The 16,961-nt window shown below is 66.8% G+C and carries 16 protein-coding genes; 7 read left to right on the top strand and 9 right to left on the bottom strand.

Going from position 1 to position 16,961, the window contains the following annotated elements:
- Positions 1-8 precede the first annotated feature (8 nt).
- The 6 genes from QRN25_RS19105 to QRN25_RS19080 are packed head-to-tail and all read left to right on the top strand — an operon-like array spanning position 9 to position 6,436.
- Positions 9-878, top strand: coding sequence for an alpha/beta fold hydrolase (locus QRN25_RS19105; RefSeq protein ID WP_271183766.1), 870 nt, complete (start codon positions 9-11; stop codon positions 876-878).
- Positions 879-880: 2 nt separating this feature from the next.
- Positions 881-2,275: an MFS transporter gene (locus tag QRN25_RS19100; protein WP_285020825.1), complete on the top strand. Its 1,395-nt coding sequence runs from the start codon at positions 881-883 to the stop codon at positions 2,273-2,275.
- Positions 2,272-3,087 (top strand): alpha/beta fold hydrolase, encoded by an 816-nt coding sequence (locus QRN25_RS19095; RefSeq protein WP_285020824.1) that lies wholly within the window; start codon positions 2,272-2,274, stop codon positions 3,085-3,087. The genes QRN25_RS19100 and QRN25_RS19095 overlap by 4 nt, the downstream gene beginning before the upstream one ends.
- Positions 3,074-4,084 (top strand): phosphotransferase enzyme family protein, encoded by a 1,011-nt coding sequence (locus tag QRN25_RS19090; protein WP_285020823.1) that lies wholly within the window; start codon positions 3,074-3,076, stop codon positions 4,082-4,084. Before QRN25_RS19095 ends, QRN25_RS19090 begins: the two co-directional genes overlap by 14 nt.
- Positions 4,085-4,086: 2 nt before the next feature.
- Complete coding sequence (locus QRN25_RS19085) at positions 4,087-5,472, top strand: MFS transporter (RefSeq protein ID WP_036528994.1); 1,386 nt, start codon at positions 4,087-4,089, stop codon at positions 5,470-5,472.
- 10 nt (positions 5,473-5,482) lie between these two features.
- Positions 5,483-6,436, top strand: coding sequence for an alpha/beta fold hydrolase (locus tag QRN25_RS19080; RefSeq protein WP_285020822.1), 954 nt, complete (start codon positions 5,483-5,485; stop codon positions 6,434-6,436).
- Positions 6,437-6,565: 129 nt separating this feature from the next.
- Here the strand turns inward: QRN25_RS19080 and QRN25_RS19075 are convergent, their stop codons facing one another.
- The 9 genes from QRN25_RS19075 to QRN25_RS19035 form a co-directional block, all read right to left on the bottom strand.
- Positions 6,566-7,750, bottom strand: coding sequence for a class I SAM-dependent methyltransferase (locus QRN25_RS19075; RefSeq protein WP_285020821.1), 1,185 nt, complete (start codon positions 7,748-7,750; stop codon positions 6,566-6,568).
- A gap of 16 nt (positions 7,751-7,766) precedes the next feature.
- Complete coding sequence (locus QRN25_RS19070; protein WP_036528996.1) at positions 7,767-8,123, bottom strand: hypothetical protein; 357 nt, start codon at positions 8,121-8,123, stop codon at positions 7,767-7,769.
- A gap of 2 nt (positions 8,124-8,125) precedes the next feature.
- Complete coding sequence (locus QRN25_RS19065) at positions 8,126-8,716, bottom strand: ureidoglycolate lyase (protein WP_285020820.1); 591 nt, start codon at positions 8,714-8,716, stop codon at positions 8,126-8,128.
- 227 nt (positions 8,717-8,943) lie between these two features.
- Positions 8,944-10,152 (bottom strand): alpha/beta hydrolase-fold protein, encoded by a 1,209-nt coding sequence (locus tag QRN25_RS19060; protein WP_285020818.1) that lies wholly within the window; start codon positions 10,150-10,152, stop codon positions 8,944-8,946.
- A gap of 242 nt (positions 10,153-10,394) precedes the next feature.
- Entirely contained in the window at positions 10,395-11,519 is a 1,125-nt protein-coding gene (locus tag QRN25_RS19055) for a zinc-binding dehydrogenase (protein ID WP_285020816.1), read from the bottom strand.
- Positions 11,519-12,373 (bottom strand): isocitrate lyase/PEP mutase family protein, encoded by an 855-nt coding sequence (locus tag QRN25_RS19050; protein WP_036529001.1) that lies wholly within the window; start codon positions 12,371-12,373, stop codon positions 11,519-11,521. Before QRN25_RS19050 ends, QRN25_RS19055 begins: the two co-directional genes overlap by 1 nt.
- Entirely contained in the window at positions 12,370-12,963 is a 594-nt protein-coding gene (locus tag QRN25_RS19045) for a 3-isopropylmalate dehydratase small subunit (protein ID WP_285020815.1), read from the bottom strand. The genes QRN25_RS19050 and QRN25_RS19045 overlap by 4 nt, the downstream gene beginning before the upstream one ends.
- Positions 12,963-14,348 (bottom strand): 3-isopropylmalate dehydratase large subunit, encoded by a 1,386-nt coding sequence (leuC, locus tag QRN25_RS19040; protein ID WP_285020814.1) that lies wholly within the window; start codon positions 14,346-14,348, stop codon positions 12,963-12,965. Before leuC ends, QRN25_RS19045 begins: the two co-directional genes overlap by 1 nt.
- 60 nt (positions 14,349-14,408) lie before the next feature.
- Positions 14,409-15,722 (bottom strand): MFS transporter, encoded by a 1,314-nt coding sequence (locus QRN25_RS19035; protein ID WP_285020813.1) that lies wholly within the window; start codon positions 15,720-15,722, stop codon positions 14,409-14,411.
- Between the two features lie 310 nt (positions 15,723-16,032).
- Here QRN25_RS19035 and QRN25_RS19030 point away from each other — a divergent pair, with 310 nt between their 5' ends.
- Positions 16,033-16,842 (top strand): IclR family transcriptional regulator domain-containing protein, encoded by an 810-nt coding sequence (locus tag QRN25_RS19030; RefSeq protein WP_036529004.1) that lies wholly within the window; start codon positions 16,033-16,035, stop codon positions 16,840-16,842.
- Positions 16,843-16,961: the final 119 nt, after the last annotated feature.

Below are 16,961 nucleotides of genomic sequence, written 5' to 3'. Positions count from 1 at the left end.
TGCCTCTCATGAACCCGACTGACAAGAACCCATTTGCGCAGATCGAGCGCGCTTTCGTGCGGCTCGACGAGGGCCAGCTTCACTTGCGGCGCCTTCCGGCGGCAGAGCCGGGACACACGCCGCTGCTGCTGTTCCACGCCTCGCCTGCCTCTTCTTGGTTCCTGCAGGACTTCATGCTCGCCCTGCGCGCCGCGGGCCGTCTGGGCGAGATCGTCGCGCCCGACACGCTGGGCAACGGCGATTCGCCGCCGCCCGCCCCGGCCGAGCCCGACATTGCCTACTTCGCCGATTCGATGGAACGGCTTTGCACCGCGCTCGGCTTCGACGCGGTGGACGCCTATGGCACCCACACCGGCGCGCGCATCGCCTGCGAGCTGGCGGCGGGCCATGAAGGCCGCGTGCGCCGCCTCGTCCTCGACGGCATCACCGAATACGAGGACGAACTGCGGGACGCCGTCGTCGCCAATTACGCGCCCGTGGTGGAGCCCGACGAGTACGGCCGCCACCTGATCTGGGCCTTCAACTTCTGCCGCGACCAGGCGTTGTTCTTCCCGCACTTCATGAAGGATGCCGAGCACCGCCTCGCCGTGCCGATGCCGCCGCCGCAGATCCTGCACCGGATCACGCTCGACGTGCTCAAGGCGCTGGATACCTACCCCAAGCCCTATATCGCCGCGTTCCGCTACCGCGCGTTCGAGCGCATGGCGCGGATCGCCGCGCCGACGCTGCTGCTCAAGCCGGAAACCGAACTGGCCCTGCTCAACGCCTCGGTGAAGACCGCGCTCGGCCTGCTGGCCGATGGGCACGAGGCATCCACCGGCGGCTCGGCGCAGGCCAAGGCGGACGTGATCGCGCAATTCCTCGCAGCCGGAGCATGAAGATGGACGCTACCACCGCAGGGGGGGCGCACAAGCGCCTCGACATCGGCATCTGCCTCGGTTTCGGGGTGGGCACGGTCGGCGTGTCGATCATGCTCAACACCGTGACGACGTACTTTCCGGCGCTGATGTCCACCGTGCTCGGGCAATCGCCGGAGATCGCGGGCTACCTGCTGATGGTCTCCAAGCTGGCCGACGCGGTGATCGACGTCGTGATCGGCAGCCTGTCCGACCGCGCCCGCACCCGCTGGGGCCGCCGCAAGCCGTTCCTTGCCGCAGGGGCGCTGCTTTCGGCGGTGTCGTTCGTGATGCTGTTCGCGCCGCCGGTTATGGGGCAGGGCGCGCTGATGGTTTGGATGATCGCCGCGCTGGTGATCTATTCGACTGCCTATTCGCTGTTCAACGTGCCGTACATGGCGCTGCCCGCCGAGCTGACCGACGGCTTCCACGAACGCACCCGCCTGATCGGTTTCCGCACCGTGTTCGTCTCGATCGGCCAGCTGCTGGCGATGGCGGGCACCGCCTGGCTGATCCAGAGCGGCGGCGCAGGCCGCGCGGGCTTCGCGACGATGGGCCTCGTCATGGCGCTCATCATCGGCGGCGCCATGACCGCGACCGCGCTTTCGGTGCCGGTCCAGCACGGCACGCAGCCCACTACGGGCAAGCACCTGCCGGGCTTCGCGCAGATGCGCGCCATCGCCCGCAACCGGCCGTTCATGATGCTGCTGGGCGCGAAAGTCTTCCAGTTCCTTTCGTTTGCCTCGGTCGCATCGACGATGCTGCTCTACATGCTCAACGTCGTGGGCGTGGGCTATACCGGCCAGATCATCATGGCCGTGACGCAGAACGTCGTCACCGCGCTCGCCATGCCGCTGTGGGTGTGGAGCGGAAAGACCATCGGCAAGCGCCGCACGTACCTTTGCGGCGTGGTGATCTTCTGCCTGACCACGCTAAGCTGGCTGCTGGCCGACAACTCTATCACCACCGTCGGCATCATGGTGCGTGCGGTGGGCGGCGGGCTCGGTTCGGGCGCGATCATCCTCATGTCGATCTCGATGCTGGGCGACACGCAGGCCTATGACCGCGTGCTGACCGGCGAGGCGCGCGAGGGCCTGCTCTCCAGCGCCATCGCCGTGGTCGAGAAGGTCAGCTTCGCCCTCGGCGTTGCGGTGCTCGGCGTGTTTCTCCATGCGCTCGGCTACGTGCCGACGACGGGCGGTGCGATCGTGAAGCAGCCCGAGAGCGCGATGCTGGCGCTGAAGGTCGGCTTCGCGGTGATCCCATCGATCATGTTCACGATCAACGGGCTGTTCCTGTGGGCCTACGACCTCGACGAAGACAAGTTCGCCGCCGCGCGCCTGCGCAGCGAAGAGGGCTTCGGGAACACCGCGCTGTGATCAGAAGAGCCTATACGACCTGCCGCTACGGCCAGATGCATTACCGCATCGCCGGAACGGCAGGGGAGCGCGCGCCCGTCGTGCTGCTCCACCAGAACCCGTCATCATCCTTCGAGTACGAGCCGCTGATCGCCGCGCTCGCCGCCGACCGTCTGGTCGTGGCCTTCGATACGCCGGGCTACGGCATGTCGGATTCGCCGTCCGCGCCCCCGGGCATGGCGGGCTATGCGGCCGCCTTCTCCGATGCCCTTGATGCGCTGACGGAGGAAGGCGTGCTGGCGGACAAGGTCGATCTCTACGGCTTCCACACCGGCTCGCTCCTCGCCTGCGAGCTTGCCATCGCCCGGCCCGACCGGGTGCGCGCGGTCGGCCTCACCGGCATCCCGATGTACGATGCCGAGACCCTCGCCAAGCGCCTTGCCGATGCGGAGAACTATCCCCCGCTCGACGAGGAGGGCACCGTGGTGCGCGACCTGACGGCGGGCCTGTGGGCATACGTCGTGGGCAAGCGCGACGCCCGCGTCCCGCTGGAGAAGGCCGCGCTGAACTTCGCCGACAAGGCGCGCGCCATGGACCGCTTCACCTGGGCCTACCGGGGCGTGTGGTCGTGGGATTTCGCCCGTCTCGAACAGGTTACCCAGCCCGCGCTGCTGCTGCAGCCCGCCGAAGACCTCATGCACCTTTCACTCAAGGCGGCCGCGCGGCTGCCTTCCTGCCGAGTGGTCGAGCTTACCGATCTCGACCGCGACATATTCGATATTGCACCGGAGCGACTAGCTGATGAATTGCGAGACTTCCTTGACCACCTCTGACCTTCCGCTTGCCGAAGTATCGCACTCGGTCCTCCACCCGGACTTCATCGTCCGCGAAGTGGCGCGCCGCTATGCGCTGAAGGGCGACCTCACCTGCTTCCTGCTCTATCGCGGCATGAATGACGTCTACCTCGTGCAGGACGCCGAGGCGAAGTACGCCCTGCGTGTCTGGCGCAAGACCTACCGCGATGTCGACGACGTGTCCTATGAACTGGACTTCCTCGACTACCTGCGCCGCGCGGGCTTCCCGGCCTCGGTCGGCGTGCCGCAGCATGACGGCAAGCTCTACTTCAAGGTTCTGTCGCCCGAGGGCGAGCGTGCGCTCGCGCTCTACGACTGGGCGCCGGGCGTGAAGTTCGGCGATCGGCTGTCCGAGGAAACCGCCTTCCGCATCGGCGCGGCGATGGCCGAAATGCACCTTCATGGCGACGCATGGGCCAAGGAGCAGGCAGGCAAGGACCACACGTTCTCGACCGAGACGGCCAAGGACTACAACATCTGCATGCCCGCGTTGATCGACTTCGTCTACGATCGCCCGGACGACCTGCGCGATTACCCGATCATCGCCGCCAACCTCGACAAGCGGCTGGACGAATACGCCGCTTCGGGCAAGGTTCCGCTCGGCGTGTGCCACCGCGACTTCCACCCGAGCAATGTCCACGTGGCGGAAGACGGCCAGATCACGCTTCTGGATTTCGACGCGGCGGGTGAGGATTTCCTCATGCAGGACGTGCAGAACTTCGTGTGGGGCAACCTCTTCTACGGCTTCGATCCCAAGATCGGCGAGGCTTTCGAGGCGGGCTACGAATCCGTGCGGCCCTTCACCCCCGAAGAGAAGGATGCGATTGAAGTGTTCCTGATGGCCAAGTGTCTGCGCCTTGTCGCAGGGATGGCGCATAGCTCGACGGCGGTGGGACGCGGCACGCTGCGCTTCCGCAATCTCGACTGGCTGGGCGACTACATCAAGACGCGCGCCCGCGCCGCCGGACTGCTCTGACGATGGCCGGCCCGATCGCTCTCGATATGCCTGAGGTCTCCGCGACCGACGCTGTGCGGCCGAACACGCGCGGCGCCTGGACCATGGTGATCATGCTGTTCCTTGCGGGTATCCTGTCGGTGATCGACCGGGCCGCGCTGAACATCCTGGTCGACCCGGTACGCGGCACGCTGGGCATCAGCGACGAGCAGATCGGGCTGCTGCAGGGCCTCGCCTTCGGGCTGTTCTATGCCTTCATGGGCATTCCCATGGGCCTTGCCGCCGACCGCATTTCGCGGCGCAACCTGATCGTCGCAGGCATCGGCCTGTGGAGCCTCGCGACGATCGGGAGCGGCCTGGCGCAGTCGTTCGGCTCGCTCTTCGCGGCGCGCCTGCTGGTCGGACTGGGCGAGGCGGCGCTCGGTCCCGCCGCGATCTCGCTGATCGCGGACCTCTTCGCGCCCGCACGGCGCGGGCGGCCGATCTCGGTCTATATGATGGGGCAGGGGCTGGCGAACGGCATCGCCATCTCGCTGACCAGCCTTATCCTCGCGGCGGCGGGAGCGGGGGCATTCCTTGGCTTCCCGGTGCTGGGCGGGCTGGCGGCGTGGCGTACGGTGTTCGTGATCTTCGGCGCCTGCGGGCTCGTCATTGCGCTCGCCATGCTGCTGCTGACGCGCGAGCCGCCCCGGCAGGGCGATGCCCCCAAGGGCGCGGCGCAAGTACCCGGCGCGGCCGAGGCGGCTTACCTGTGGCGCAACCGCGCTGTGCTGCTGCCACTCTACTTCGGTTTCGCGACCTGCTTCACGGTCGCTTACGGCGGCGCGTCGTGGGCGCCTTCGATGCTGCTGCGCGCCTATGGCGCCACGCCTGCCTATCTCGGTGCGTGGCTTGGTCCGCTGTCGATTCTGTTTTCGGCGATCGGGCCGTTGGTCGGCGGTACGTTGCTGGATCGCTCGATGCGTTCGGGCGACACGCTGGCGCGGTTCCGCATCCTGTCGGTCGCGCCGCTTTTCGCGCTGCCCTTCACGCTTTCGGTGCTGGCGCACGAGCTGCATTTCGCGACCGTGCTGGTCGCCTCGGCCAATGCGGTGTTCTCGGTCGTCGGCACGGTGATGTTCGCGACGCTGCAGTCGGTGGTGCCGCCGCGCATGCGGGGCAGCTCCATCGCGCTGACGCTGGTGCTCAACACCATCCTCGGCGCGAGCCTTGGCCCGCTCATGGTCGCCAGCGTGACCGAGCGCGTGTTCGGCGATCCGGCCAGCGTCGGCTGGTCGATCGCGCTGGTCTGCGTGCCGTTCCTGCTGCTGGGCACCGGGCTTTACGCCGTGGCCCTTCGCGCCATCCGCAAGGCACGGCTGCGCGGCGACAGTGAATGTGCGCGCCTGCTCGCAGGGGAAGCCCTTTAAGGAGATGACGATGCGCTGGGTATTTGGAGCCGCCATGCTGGCGATTACGTCCATGGCCGGCGCTCAGCCGCCCGAGACGCCCTCCGACGCGCAGCTTCGCGAACGCTACGCCCTCCCGGCTTCGCACTTCGACACCATTGCCGGGGAGCCGTTGCACTACGTCGATGAAGGGCGCGGCCCGGCGATCCTGCTGCTGCATGGCTCCTATGCGAACTTGCGGCAGTGGGACGGCTGGGCCGCGAAGCTGAAGCACCATTACCGCGTGATCCGCTTCGATCAGTCCCCGCTCGGCCTGTCCGGCCCGAACCCGCGCAACGACTATGAACTGAGCCAGCGCATTGCCGTGATCGACGCGCTGATGGACAAGCTCGGCGTCCGCCGCTTCGTCATCGTCGGCACCTCCAGCGCAGGCGTGCAAACCGCTGCCTACGCCGCCGCGCGGCCCGAGCGGGTCTCGGGCGTGATCCTGTCCAACATCGCCGCCGGGCCGCTCAAGATCGACTACGCGGCGATGCCGCAGGCGCTCAAGGATGCGGTGGCGCAGGATGCGAAACATCCCGGCTGGCACGAGCCCGAATTCTGGCGCCAGATCATGCTGGCGAACATGCTGGACGCGAAGGCGGTCACGCCCGGACTGGTGGATCAGTGGACCGACCTCAATAACCGCGCGATGCGCGATCCGGCGACGACGGCGGGCGCGATGAAGGCGGCCACGGGTTCGCTGGCATTCGCGCGCACCCCGGATGACTTGCGCGCGATCACCGTGCCGAGCCTGTTGCTGTGGTCTTCGGATGACCATGAAGTGCCGCTGGAGAAGGACGGGCGGCAGGCGCTCGACCTGCTCGGGGCGAAGGACAAGCGCCTCGAGGTGGTGGCGCAGTGCGGGCACATGATGCCGATGGACTGCCCGGCGCGCTCGGTGGACGCGGCGATGCCTTTCCTGAAGCGCGTGGCAGGGAAATGACGTCGTCCCGGACTTGATCCGGGACCGCTGGCTGTCTTTAGGCGGCGCGCCATCGACAAGCACCCCGCACGCGAGGTGGGCTGTTCATGGCCAGCGGTCCCGGATCAAGTCCGGGACGACGCTAAAGCCTCACTTCATCGCCGAACAGGCGTACCAGCTGCCGATCATCGCATGGCCCTGCGGGTGGCCTTCGGTAAAGAAGTCCTCGCGATCGGGCTTCAGATACGAAGTGCCCTTGCGGTAGCCCACCAGCACCGTGTCACCCGCGAAACCGGCATCGACGGCGACCTTGTGCCAGTCGATCCGCGCCAGCGAGGTCATGAACGGTTCGTTGTTGTAGTGGCTCTCGAAGTCGCAGCGCATCTGGTCCCAGAGCGACAGGTGCTCGTGGCGCGGCGGCACGTCCACGTGGCACATCACGCCGCCGTCCCGCAGCAGGCGGCGGCATTCCTTGAAGATCTGCCGCATTCCCTTGGCCGAAGTCTCGTGCATCACGGCAGACGAGCAGACGAGATCGAAGCTGCCGTCCGCGAAGTCGGTATGCTCGGCGTCCTGCTGGCTGAAGTGGATCGGCACGCCCATCGATTCCGCGCGGGCATGGCCATAGCGCAGCATCGGCGCGCCGACGTCGAGCGCGAAAATCTCCGCGTCCGGGAAAGCCTGCGCGATGGCGACGGTCGAATGGCCCACCGAGCAGCCGAGGTCGAGGATGCGCTTCGGCTTGAAGTCCGGGTAGAAGTCCTGAACGTGGCTGGCGAGGCTGTGCCCGCGCCCGTCGTTCTTCCATCCACCGTTGAGGTTGCGCAGGTACGTCGAGGCGAAGCGGTCGTAGAGCGCCCCGGCGCGAAAATCGTCCTGCGCGGTATCGACCACGTAGCTGCCCGGCATCCGGTGATGGTCGAAGGCCGCGATGTAGCGCGGGATCTCAAGCTCCGGGTTCAGCCGCAGCGAGCCCTTGGGCTCGGCCACCTGCGCCTTCACCTTGCCTGCGAGTTCGTCGTACTGGCGGTCGATCGCGCCGTCCAGCGCCTGCCAGATGCGGTCCTGGTAGGTGAGCGAGAGCGTCAGCCAGTACTGGTGCAGCGGATGCGCTTCCAGCGCCTGACGGACCTGCGCGCTGGAGGTGGGCTTCGTGCCGGTCTTCTTCTCGATCCCGGGGACGATCACTTCGTCCAGCAGGCGGCGGTCGAGCGGGTCCATGTTGCGGTTGGTCCACGCCCGCATCGCGAGGAAGTGGTCCTCCATCGCCTGCTCGTCATGGGTGGCCTGCGGCATGACCGCGTGGCCGAAGTGTTCCTGGCGGTACTGTTCCATGGGTGATCCTCCTGCCTCAGTCGCGGGTCACGGCGTCGAGGACGCCTTCGTAGTCGTTCTGCTGTGCGAGTGCCTCGGGCATCAGCTTGTCGCGGGCGGAGCCGAGCACGCGGTCGTAGATCGCCTGGCGATAGGCGCTGCGCTCCGTCTTCGTCTGCGCGTCGGGTGCGAACATGTCGATGTCCGCCGGACCGTGCAAGCCCGCCGCCGCGAGCAGGCGTTCGTTCGCGTCGAGGCGGTCCTTGAGGACCACGACTTCGCCCAGCAGCGCCAGCACCATGCCGGCGAGGGCGTCGGTCGTCTCGCTTTCGAAGATGACCGGCTGGCTGCCCTTGGAGTGCGCCTTGCGGTCGAGGTTGATGCGGTCCGCCACTGTCAGTTCACTCCCAGATCGAAACGGAAGACGTGGCCGGTGCGCGCCACGATGTCCTTCTTGTCGAGGTCCGGCCCGTGGGCTTCCTCGGTCTTCGCATCCTTGGCCTTGAGGTCGTAGCCGGTCTGGCTGGAGAGGATCACGACGAGGTCGGTGTCGTCCTCCACCGCGAAGGGAAATTCGTGCCAGGTGCCGATGTGCATGGCGAAACCGGCGCTGCCGTCGAAGCGGAAAGCGCGGACTTTCGACAAGTCGGGCAGGTCGTCCTCGCCGGGAGGGGCCATGACGGCTACGAAGGGCTTGCCGCCCAATGGCAGGAATGCCTGCGTGTGCTGGAAATGGCGCTCCATGTAGCGCACCTCCCCCTGGCGGCGGTCCATCTGCGCGAGGGTGATCTCCACCGGATGCTCGCATAGAAAGCGCGCCGGGTAGCTCATCTTCACCGCGCCCTTGTAGAAGTCGACCGAGACCGGCGTGACCGGCGCCTCGCGGCCGACGATCGCGCCGAACGGCGCCAGCGCCTCGGCGCTAGCCGGTTCGACTTCGAGCTGGATTACCGTCAATTCGCCGGTGGCCCGGCTGTCCTGTGTCATCCCTGTCTTCCCTCTGCCTTTCTGGCGAGGGAAGAATGATCGAGAATCGGAAATCTATTAGGGTGCAACAGTAAATTGATCGCCAGATGGAGAGGGGGCGGTCACACGGCATGTTCACCTCACCCCGCTTCGTCATTGCGAGCAAAGCGAAGCAATCCAGAGCGGTTCGCCATTGCCCTGGATTGCTTCGCTTCGCTCGCAATGACGAGCGGTGGGGCGATCAGACCTTAGCGGAACAGCCTCGGCGCGAAGTCCGCGAGGTAGCGGCGCCAGTTGGGCCATTCATGCCCGCCGCCGGTCTCGTTGTAGTGATACGCGATGTGATAGCGGTCGAACAGCGCGCGGGTGGGCGCGACGGTGCCGTAAAGGAAGTCGTCCTTGCCCATCGCGAAATAGAGCAGCCTGAGATCGCGGGCCGATTGCTTGAGCGCGGCATCGTAAGTCTTCGCGTATTCGTCCACGCGGCCCTTGTCGGGACCGACGCCCAGACCCATCGAGAACACGCCGATCCAGCGGAACAGGTCGGGATGCGTCAACCCGTTGCGCAGCGTGTGCGATCCGCCCATCGACAGTCCCGCCATCGCCCGCGTTGCCGGACGCGCGTCGGTGCGGTAGTTGGCGTCGACGTAAGGGATCAGGTCCTTGATCAGGTCGTTGCCAAAGTCCGGGTTGTCGAGCGTCATGACGCCTTCGCGCAGCGGTGTATGGCCGTCCGGCATGACGACGATCATCGGCACGGCCTTGCCGCTGGCGATCAGGTTGTCGAGGATCAGGTTGGCGTGGCCGACGCTGGTCCAGCTGTCGTCGCTGTCACCCGCGCCGTGGACCAGATAGAGGACCGGGTACTTGCGCGCGTCCTTCGTGTAGCCGGGCGGCGTGTAGACATGGGCGCGGCGCTTGATGCCGAGCGAATTGGACCAATACTCGACGGTCGAGACGGTGCCGTGGGCGACTTTGGCATCCCACGTCTGGAACGCGCCTTCGGGGCCGGTGACCTCGAAGGTGGAATTGATGCCCTTCATTTCCTCGGAGAAAGTCTTGCCGAGCGGATCGGGCGTCTTCACGCCATCGACGCGGAAGGCGAAGCGGTAGACGTCGGCGGGGACGGGCTGGGGCGTGGTGACGGTCCACAGGCCGGTCTTGTCCTTCGCCATCGTCAGGCCCTGCGGCGTGCCGGGCGGGAAGCCCATCGGGATGATCTTCGCGATGTCGGTGCTGGTGAGCAGCACCTCTTTCGCATCAGGCGCGCAGATGCGGAAGGTGACGCGCTGGTCGGGAAGCTGCTCGACCGACTTGTAGGGCGCGGGGCCGGAATAGAACGGCGGTACTACGCAGGACGACGGATCAAGCTGGACCTGCTGCTGCGCGGCGGCGGGCGCAAGCGGCATGACGGTGGCGGCGCTCAGCGCGGCCAGAAAAGCGAGCCTGGATGACATGCAGGAATCCCTGATAGATGCAGCCTGTCGCTGCCAGTATCAGTCGATGTCAGTAAGCGGCTGTGGGCAAGAAGGCTGCAGTGCCTTGCCCGCCTGTTGGATTTCGACGTGCATGTTCACCATGCCCCACTTCCCCCACTTCCCCCGCTTCGTCATTGCGAGCGCAGCGAAGCAATCCAGGGCCGCGTAAGCCGCCCTGGATTGCTTCGCTGCGCTCGCAATGACGGAGGTGAGGCCATGCCTTAGAACCGGATGATCTGGCGGATCGCCTCGCCTCGATCCATCGCGTCGAGCATTTCGTTCAGGTCGTCCAGCTTGTGTGTGGAGCTGATGAGGCGGTCCACCGGCAGGCGGCCGGCTTTCCACATCGCCACGTAGCGCGGAATGTCGCGCGCCGGGATCGACGAGCCCATGTAGGAGCCGATCAGCGACTTGCCCTCGGCCACCAGCGAGACGGCCTGCAGGTCGAGCCGCTGTTCGGGCGCGGGCAGGCCCACGGTGACGACACGGCCGCCGCGACGCGCTGCGGTATAGGCCGAGGCCAGCACCTTGGCGTTGCCCACGGTCTCGATCACGACGTCGGCCTTGCCACCAAGATGCTCGGCCATCACGGCCTCAAGCTGGTCCGGGGTGGTGCCGATCGCACCGAGATCATCGGCCAGCGCGATCTTGTTCGGTGCAAGGTCCATGCCGATGACCGTCGCCGCCCCGCTCGCCACGGCGCCCATCAGCGCCGCAAGGCCGACGCCGCCGAGGCCGAAGACCACCACTGTCTCGCCGGCGCGGATCGCGGCGCTGTTGATCGCCGCGCCCACGCCCGTCAGCACCGCGCAGCCGAACACGGCGGCGACTTCGGCGGGAATGTCACGGTCCACCTTCACGGTCGAGCGCTGATCGACCACCACATGCGTCGCGAAGCACGAGACTCCGAGGTGGTGGTGCACGTCGCTGCCGCAGTCGTGCAGACGGAAGCCGCCGCCGATCAGCTCGCCGCGCCCGTTCGCCGCCGCGCCCGTCTCGCACAAGTAGCCCTCGCCCGAGAGGCACGGGGTGCAGCGGCCGCACGAAGGCAGGAACACCAGCACCACGCGGTCGCCGACCTCGAGGCCGGTGACGCCGGGGCCAAGCGCCTCGACGATGCCGGTGCCTTCGTGGCCCAGTGCCATCGGCATCGGGCGCACGCGGTCGCCGTTCACCACCGACAGGTCGGAGTGGCACAGGCCCGCCGCGTCGATGGCCACGCGCACTTCGCCCTGGCCCGGTGCGTCGAGGTCCAGTTCCGCGAAGCGCAGCGGTGCGTTCTCGGCGTAAGGCTTGGCATTCCCGCCCGACTGGGCGAGCACCGCCGCGCGCGTCGTGGTGCCCATCAGCGCGCCCACTTCTTGTCGAACGCCCAGACCTCCTCGAAGCCGACGAGCGAGCAGAATTCCTTGAAATCGAACAGGCCGGGCTCGGTCGGCTCGCCGGTGCCGTGGTCGCGCAGCTGGTTCAGCGCCAGCTCCATCGCGCGGGCCGACACGAGGCTGGTGAGCGCGGGGTAGATCGCGAAGGCGAAGCCGAGTTCGGCCAGCACGTCGGTCGGGTAGGGCGGGGTCACGCCGCCGTTGGCGATGTTGACCATGACCGGCTTGCCGAAGGTCTCGCAGACCTTGCGCATCTCTTCTTCCGTGGTCACCGCCTCGGGGAAGAGGATGTCGGCGCCTGCCTTGTCGTAGGCTTCGAGGCGGCGCATCGTCTCGTCGAGGCCGAAGCTCTGGTAGGCGTCGGTGCGGGCGATGATCAGCATGTCCTCGCGCGCTTCGGCGGCGACCTTGATCTTGTCGACCATTTCCTCGGTGGTGACGACGCGCTTGCCCGGCGTGTGGCCGCACTTCTTGGGGAATTCCTGATCCTCGATCTGGATCGCGGCGATGCCCGCCTGCTCGTAGCCCTTCACGGTGTGGTGGACGTTGAGAAGACCGCCGAAACCGGTGTCAGCGTCGGCGATCAGGGCCGAGCCGATGGTGCGCTTGATCGTCGCCATGCGGTCGAGCATCTGGGTGTAGCTGACGATGCCCGCATCCGGCAGGCCGTAACCCGAGGCGGTCGTCCAGTAGCCGCTGCCGTAGACGACGTCGAAGCCCGCGCGCTCCGCCATCAGCGCGGCGATCATGTCGTGCACGCCGGGGACCGGGAAGAACTCGCCCTTGGCCAGCTTGGCCTTCAGGATGTTTGCGCTCATGCTTCAGTTTCCTCTGTCCAGAGCCACGGCGCGGCTGAGCGCTGGGCCTTTTCGAATGCGGTGATGTCCTGCCCGTGCAGGGCGAGGATGCGGGTGGTGTTGTTCCAGCCGGCGAGCAGCATTTCGCGGTCGCTGTCGGGAACGGTGAAGGCGAACTTCTGCCCGGCGCACGTCACGGTCTGCGCGGCGAGGTCGATGGCAAGGTCGTTGCCCGTTTTCGCCAGCGCCTGCAGCGCGCCGAGCGTCGCGGGCTCCATCATCCCTGCCACCATGCCGTTGTTGGCGCAGTTGCCGCGGAAGATCTCGCCGAAGCTGGGCGCGAACACGGCGGTCAGGCCCATGCCGTCGAGCGACCAGACGGCATGCTCGCGGCTCGATCCGCAGCCGAAGTTGGCGCCCGCCAGCAGGATCGGCGGCTTGTCCGCAGCCTCGTAGGCTTCGAGCAGGGCCGGTCGGTCATGGAAGGCGAAGCGGCCGAGGCCCTTGCGCTCGGTGTGCAGCAGGAAGCGTGCCGGGAAGATGATGTCGGTGTCGACGTCGTCCTCGTCCAGCACGAAGGCAGGGGCGGTGAAGGGGGTGAAGCCGGGCATCAGGCGAACTCCTTCCGGACGTCGACGATGCGACCCGCGATCGCGGCGGCGGCGACCATCGCCGGGCTGGCGAGGTGCGTGCGCGCACCCGCGCCCTGACGGCCCTCGAAGTTGCGGTTGGAAGTGGAGATGGAGCGCTTGCCTTCGGGCACGAAGTCTCCGTTCATCGCCACGCAGAGTGAGCAGCCCGCGTGATGCCACGCAAATCCCGCCGCCTCGAACACCTTGTCGAGCCCTTCGGCTTCGGCCTGGTGCTTGGTGACGGTGGAGCCGGGGACGACCATCGCGGTGACACCCTCGGCGACATGGCGGCCGCGGATTACGCCCGCGGCGGCGCGCAGGTCTTCGATGCGGCTGTTGGTGCAGCTGCCGATGAAGGCATAGTCGATGCCGATCCCGGCGATCGGCTTGCCCGCTTCAAGGCCCATGTAGTCCAGCGCGCGGGCAGGGCCGGCGGGCACGGTGCCGTCCACCGCCATGACCTGATCGGGCGAGGTACCGAAGGTCACCTGCGGGGCGATGGCGGCGGCGTCGATCTCGACCGTGCGGTCGAACACGGCGTCGTCGTCGGAACGCAGGGTGCGCCAGTAGGCGACGGCCTGATCCCACATCGCGCCTTGCGGCGCGCGCGGGCGGCCCTTGAGCCAGGCGAAGGTAGTTTCGTCCGGCGCCACGAGGGCGACGCGCGATCCGGCCTCGATGCCCATGTTGCACAGCGTCATGCGTGCTTCCATCGACGCGGCGCGGACCGCCTCGCCGGTGAATTCGATGGCATGGCCGATGCCGCCGCCCGCGCCGATCGTGCCGATCAGGGCGAGGATCATGTCCTTGGTGGTGACATGCGGCTGCAACTGTCCGGCGTAGTGGACGCGCAGGTTCCGGTTGCGCGCCTGCCAGAGCGTCTGCGTGGCCATCACCGTGCCGCACTCGCTTGCACCGATGCCGAAGGCCAAGGCCCCGAAAGCCCCGTGCGTGGCGGTGTGGCTGTCCCCGCAAACCAGCGAGATGCCCGGCATCGTGAAGCCCTGCTCGGGCGAGATGACGTGGACGATGCCCTGCCGCTCGCCTTCCAGCGCGAGGTATTCGATGCCGAACTCGGCGCAGTTCGCCTCCAGCAGCGCGACCTGCTTGCGCGCGAGTTCGCCCTTGATCGCGCCGCCGCGCTCCGAGGTCGGCACGGCATGGTCTGGCACCGCCAGCTGCGTCACCGGGCGGCGCACCGTAAGGGCATTGTCGCGCAGCAGCTCGAAGGACTGCGGGGTGCTCACCTCGTGCAGGAGGTGGCGGTCGATATAGATCAGGTCCTTGCCCGCATCGCCGCGCACCACCGTGTGCGCGTCCCAGAGGCGGTCGTAGAGCGTCTTCGGAGCAGATTGGCTGGTCATCACATCACGCATTGGAACGGGCAGGAGGCACCGTCGAGCGATCGGAACGGCATGTCCGTTCTACGGATAGTCGCCCCGGATCGCCCGCGCCAGCCCCGGCACCAGCAGCAGGCTGGCGAGGAAGAAGCCCACCGGGATCAGCGAATAGTTGAGCACCACGCCGAACAGCGCGGCGGGGCTCTGCTGCGCCGGGCCGGCGGTGGAGGAGACGAAGCCGTACAGGCTCAGCACCGCGCCCGAAATCACCGGGCCGAGCGCGAAACTGAGCTTCTCGCAGGCAGACCACAGGCCCGCATAGCCGCCTTCGATGCCGCTCTCGTGCTCGCCAAGATGCACGGTGTCGGTGAACAGCGAGGTGACGAGCAGGATGAACCCGGCGTTGGTCACGCCGATCACCGCCCCGCGCAGCAGGATCAGCACGTCCTTGCCGCTGACCGCGCCGAAGGACACGCCGTCTCCCCAGTCGATGCCGAGCCATGTCAGCGTCACCGCGCACCAGCCGAGGCACAGATAGACGAACAGCGAAATCTTGCCGATCCGGCGCGAGATCCGCAGCCACAGCGGCTGCGTGACGAGGCCCGCCAGCGACATGATCAGGACATAGGCGGTCAGCAGTTCGATCCGGTCGACGAGATAGACGAAGACCAGCGCCACCACCGTATAGCTGCACGCCTGTCCCACGGTCTGGAGCAGATGGATGGCGGTCAGCTGCCGGAACGCCCGGTTGCGCCATGCGGCGCCAAGCATCCGCGTGAAGGGCACCGGCGCCTTCGCCGCTGCCGGGCGGTGCAGGCGCGAACGCAGGCCGAGCGCACAGCCGAGCATGGAGACCAGGCACAGCGCGGCGAAGATCACCGACATCACGCTCCACGCCTGACGCCCGCCGCCGAGCCAGACGACCGTAGGCTGCGCGAGGCCGATTCCCAGAACGACGCCGAGCGTAGTGAAGGCGATGCGCCATGCCAGCAGCTTGGTGCGCTCATGCGGGTCGGCGGAAAGGGTCGTGGCGACGGCGAGATAGGGTACTGAAAAGGCACTGAAGGCGGTCATCGCCAGCAGGAACACCGCGCTCGTCGCGGCGGCGGCATAGGGAGAGCCCATCGCTGGCAGGTTGAACAGCAGTACGAAGCCGATGCTTGTGGCGATGGCGCCGCCGACGAGGAACGGGATGCGTCCGATCGAACTTTCGCGCCGGTCGGACCACGCGCCGACCAGCGGGTCGCAGATGATCACCCACAGCTTGGGGAGCAGGATCACTAGCCCGGCCAGCCATGCCGGGACGCCGAGCACGGTGGTCATGTAGACGGGCAACAGCGCCGCCGGGGTGTCGCGGAAGACCTGCGCCCCGGTCTGGCCGAGGCCGTAGCGCACCATGGTGCCCGTATCGAGAGGAGTTCGGGGGGCGAGTGATTCGGATTCGTTCCGGGGTGTCTGGAGCAATTTCGGCCTCCACGCAGGACGGGAGGGAAACGTCTCATCGTCATCAACCGTATGACAGGCGCATTTCACCGCGATCCGCTGCGCGGATAAACGCGCACATCCGCCGTTTTTTGGTCGGTGTGCGGATTTTGTGCTCACCCTGCGGATAAAAAAGCATTCGCCAGGCGGTAATCGGGGCCGTAACGATAGCTTCACAAACATCGGAGGAGGGGTCCGATCAACAAAACGGGTTTGGGGTGAAGCTATGGAACGAGGTGTACCGATCCGGGCGGTTTGCCGGGCTATTTCGATACTTCAGGAAATAAATCAGATGGGCTCGCTTTCGATGATGCAGATCTCGAAACGTGGGCGCATCCCTTATCCCACCGCCTGCCGCATCGTGCAGACGCTGATGCATGAGGGCCTCATCGAGCAGGAGCCGGCGCGCAAGTTCTACCGGCCTACCGCGCTCGTCCAGTCGCTGTCGCAGGGTTTTCAGGCGGACAGCTTCCTGGTGGAACACAGCCGCCGGCATCTTCGGGCGCTGACGCACAAGATCGGCTGGCCGGTCTCGCTGACGGTTCGCATCGGCACGCACATGGTCGTGCGCGATTCGACCCATGCGGACACCTCGCTGACTTTCGAGCGATATTATCCGGGCTTCCGCCTGCCGCTGATGGATTGCGCTTCGGGCCGGGTGTGCCTTGCGCACATGACGCCGGAACAGCTCGACCGCGTCATGGACTGGGTTTCGCTCGTCGGCTCGCCGTCGGAGCAGGACCTGACTGCCTACGTCTCGGTCAACACGCTCAACAAGATCCGCGAAGAAGGCTACGCGGCGATCGGTTGGGGCCAGCACAACCTGACGCCGGGCAAGACCTCGTCGGTGGCGGTGCCGATCTTCCGCGACGGCCAGTTCGAAGCGGCGCTGACGATGATCTACTTCGCCGCCGCCATGAAGCAGGGCGAGGCGGTGGAACGCCACCTTGCGGAACTCAAAGCGACGGCGGCAGCGATCACCGAAGAGATCAACTGCACCGAACTGCCGGACATGGAGTTTCCGGTTCTGAACTGATCGAAACATCTGACGGTCGCACGAAAAACGCCCGGTCTCGCGACCGGGCGTTTTGCTTTTTCTGGACTTCGCATTGCCGTCGTCCACCGCACGGGAATGGCGGCGGATTTGGGTGGAAA

The organism is Novosphingobium sp. fls2-241-R2A-195, from assembly GCF_030209485.1.
GTDB lineage: Bacteria > Pseudomonadota > Alphaproteobacteria > Sphingomonadales > Sphingomonadaceae > Novosphingobium > Novosphingobium resinovorum.
This window is presented reverse-complemented; position numbering and strand designations above follow the sequence as displayed.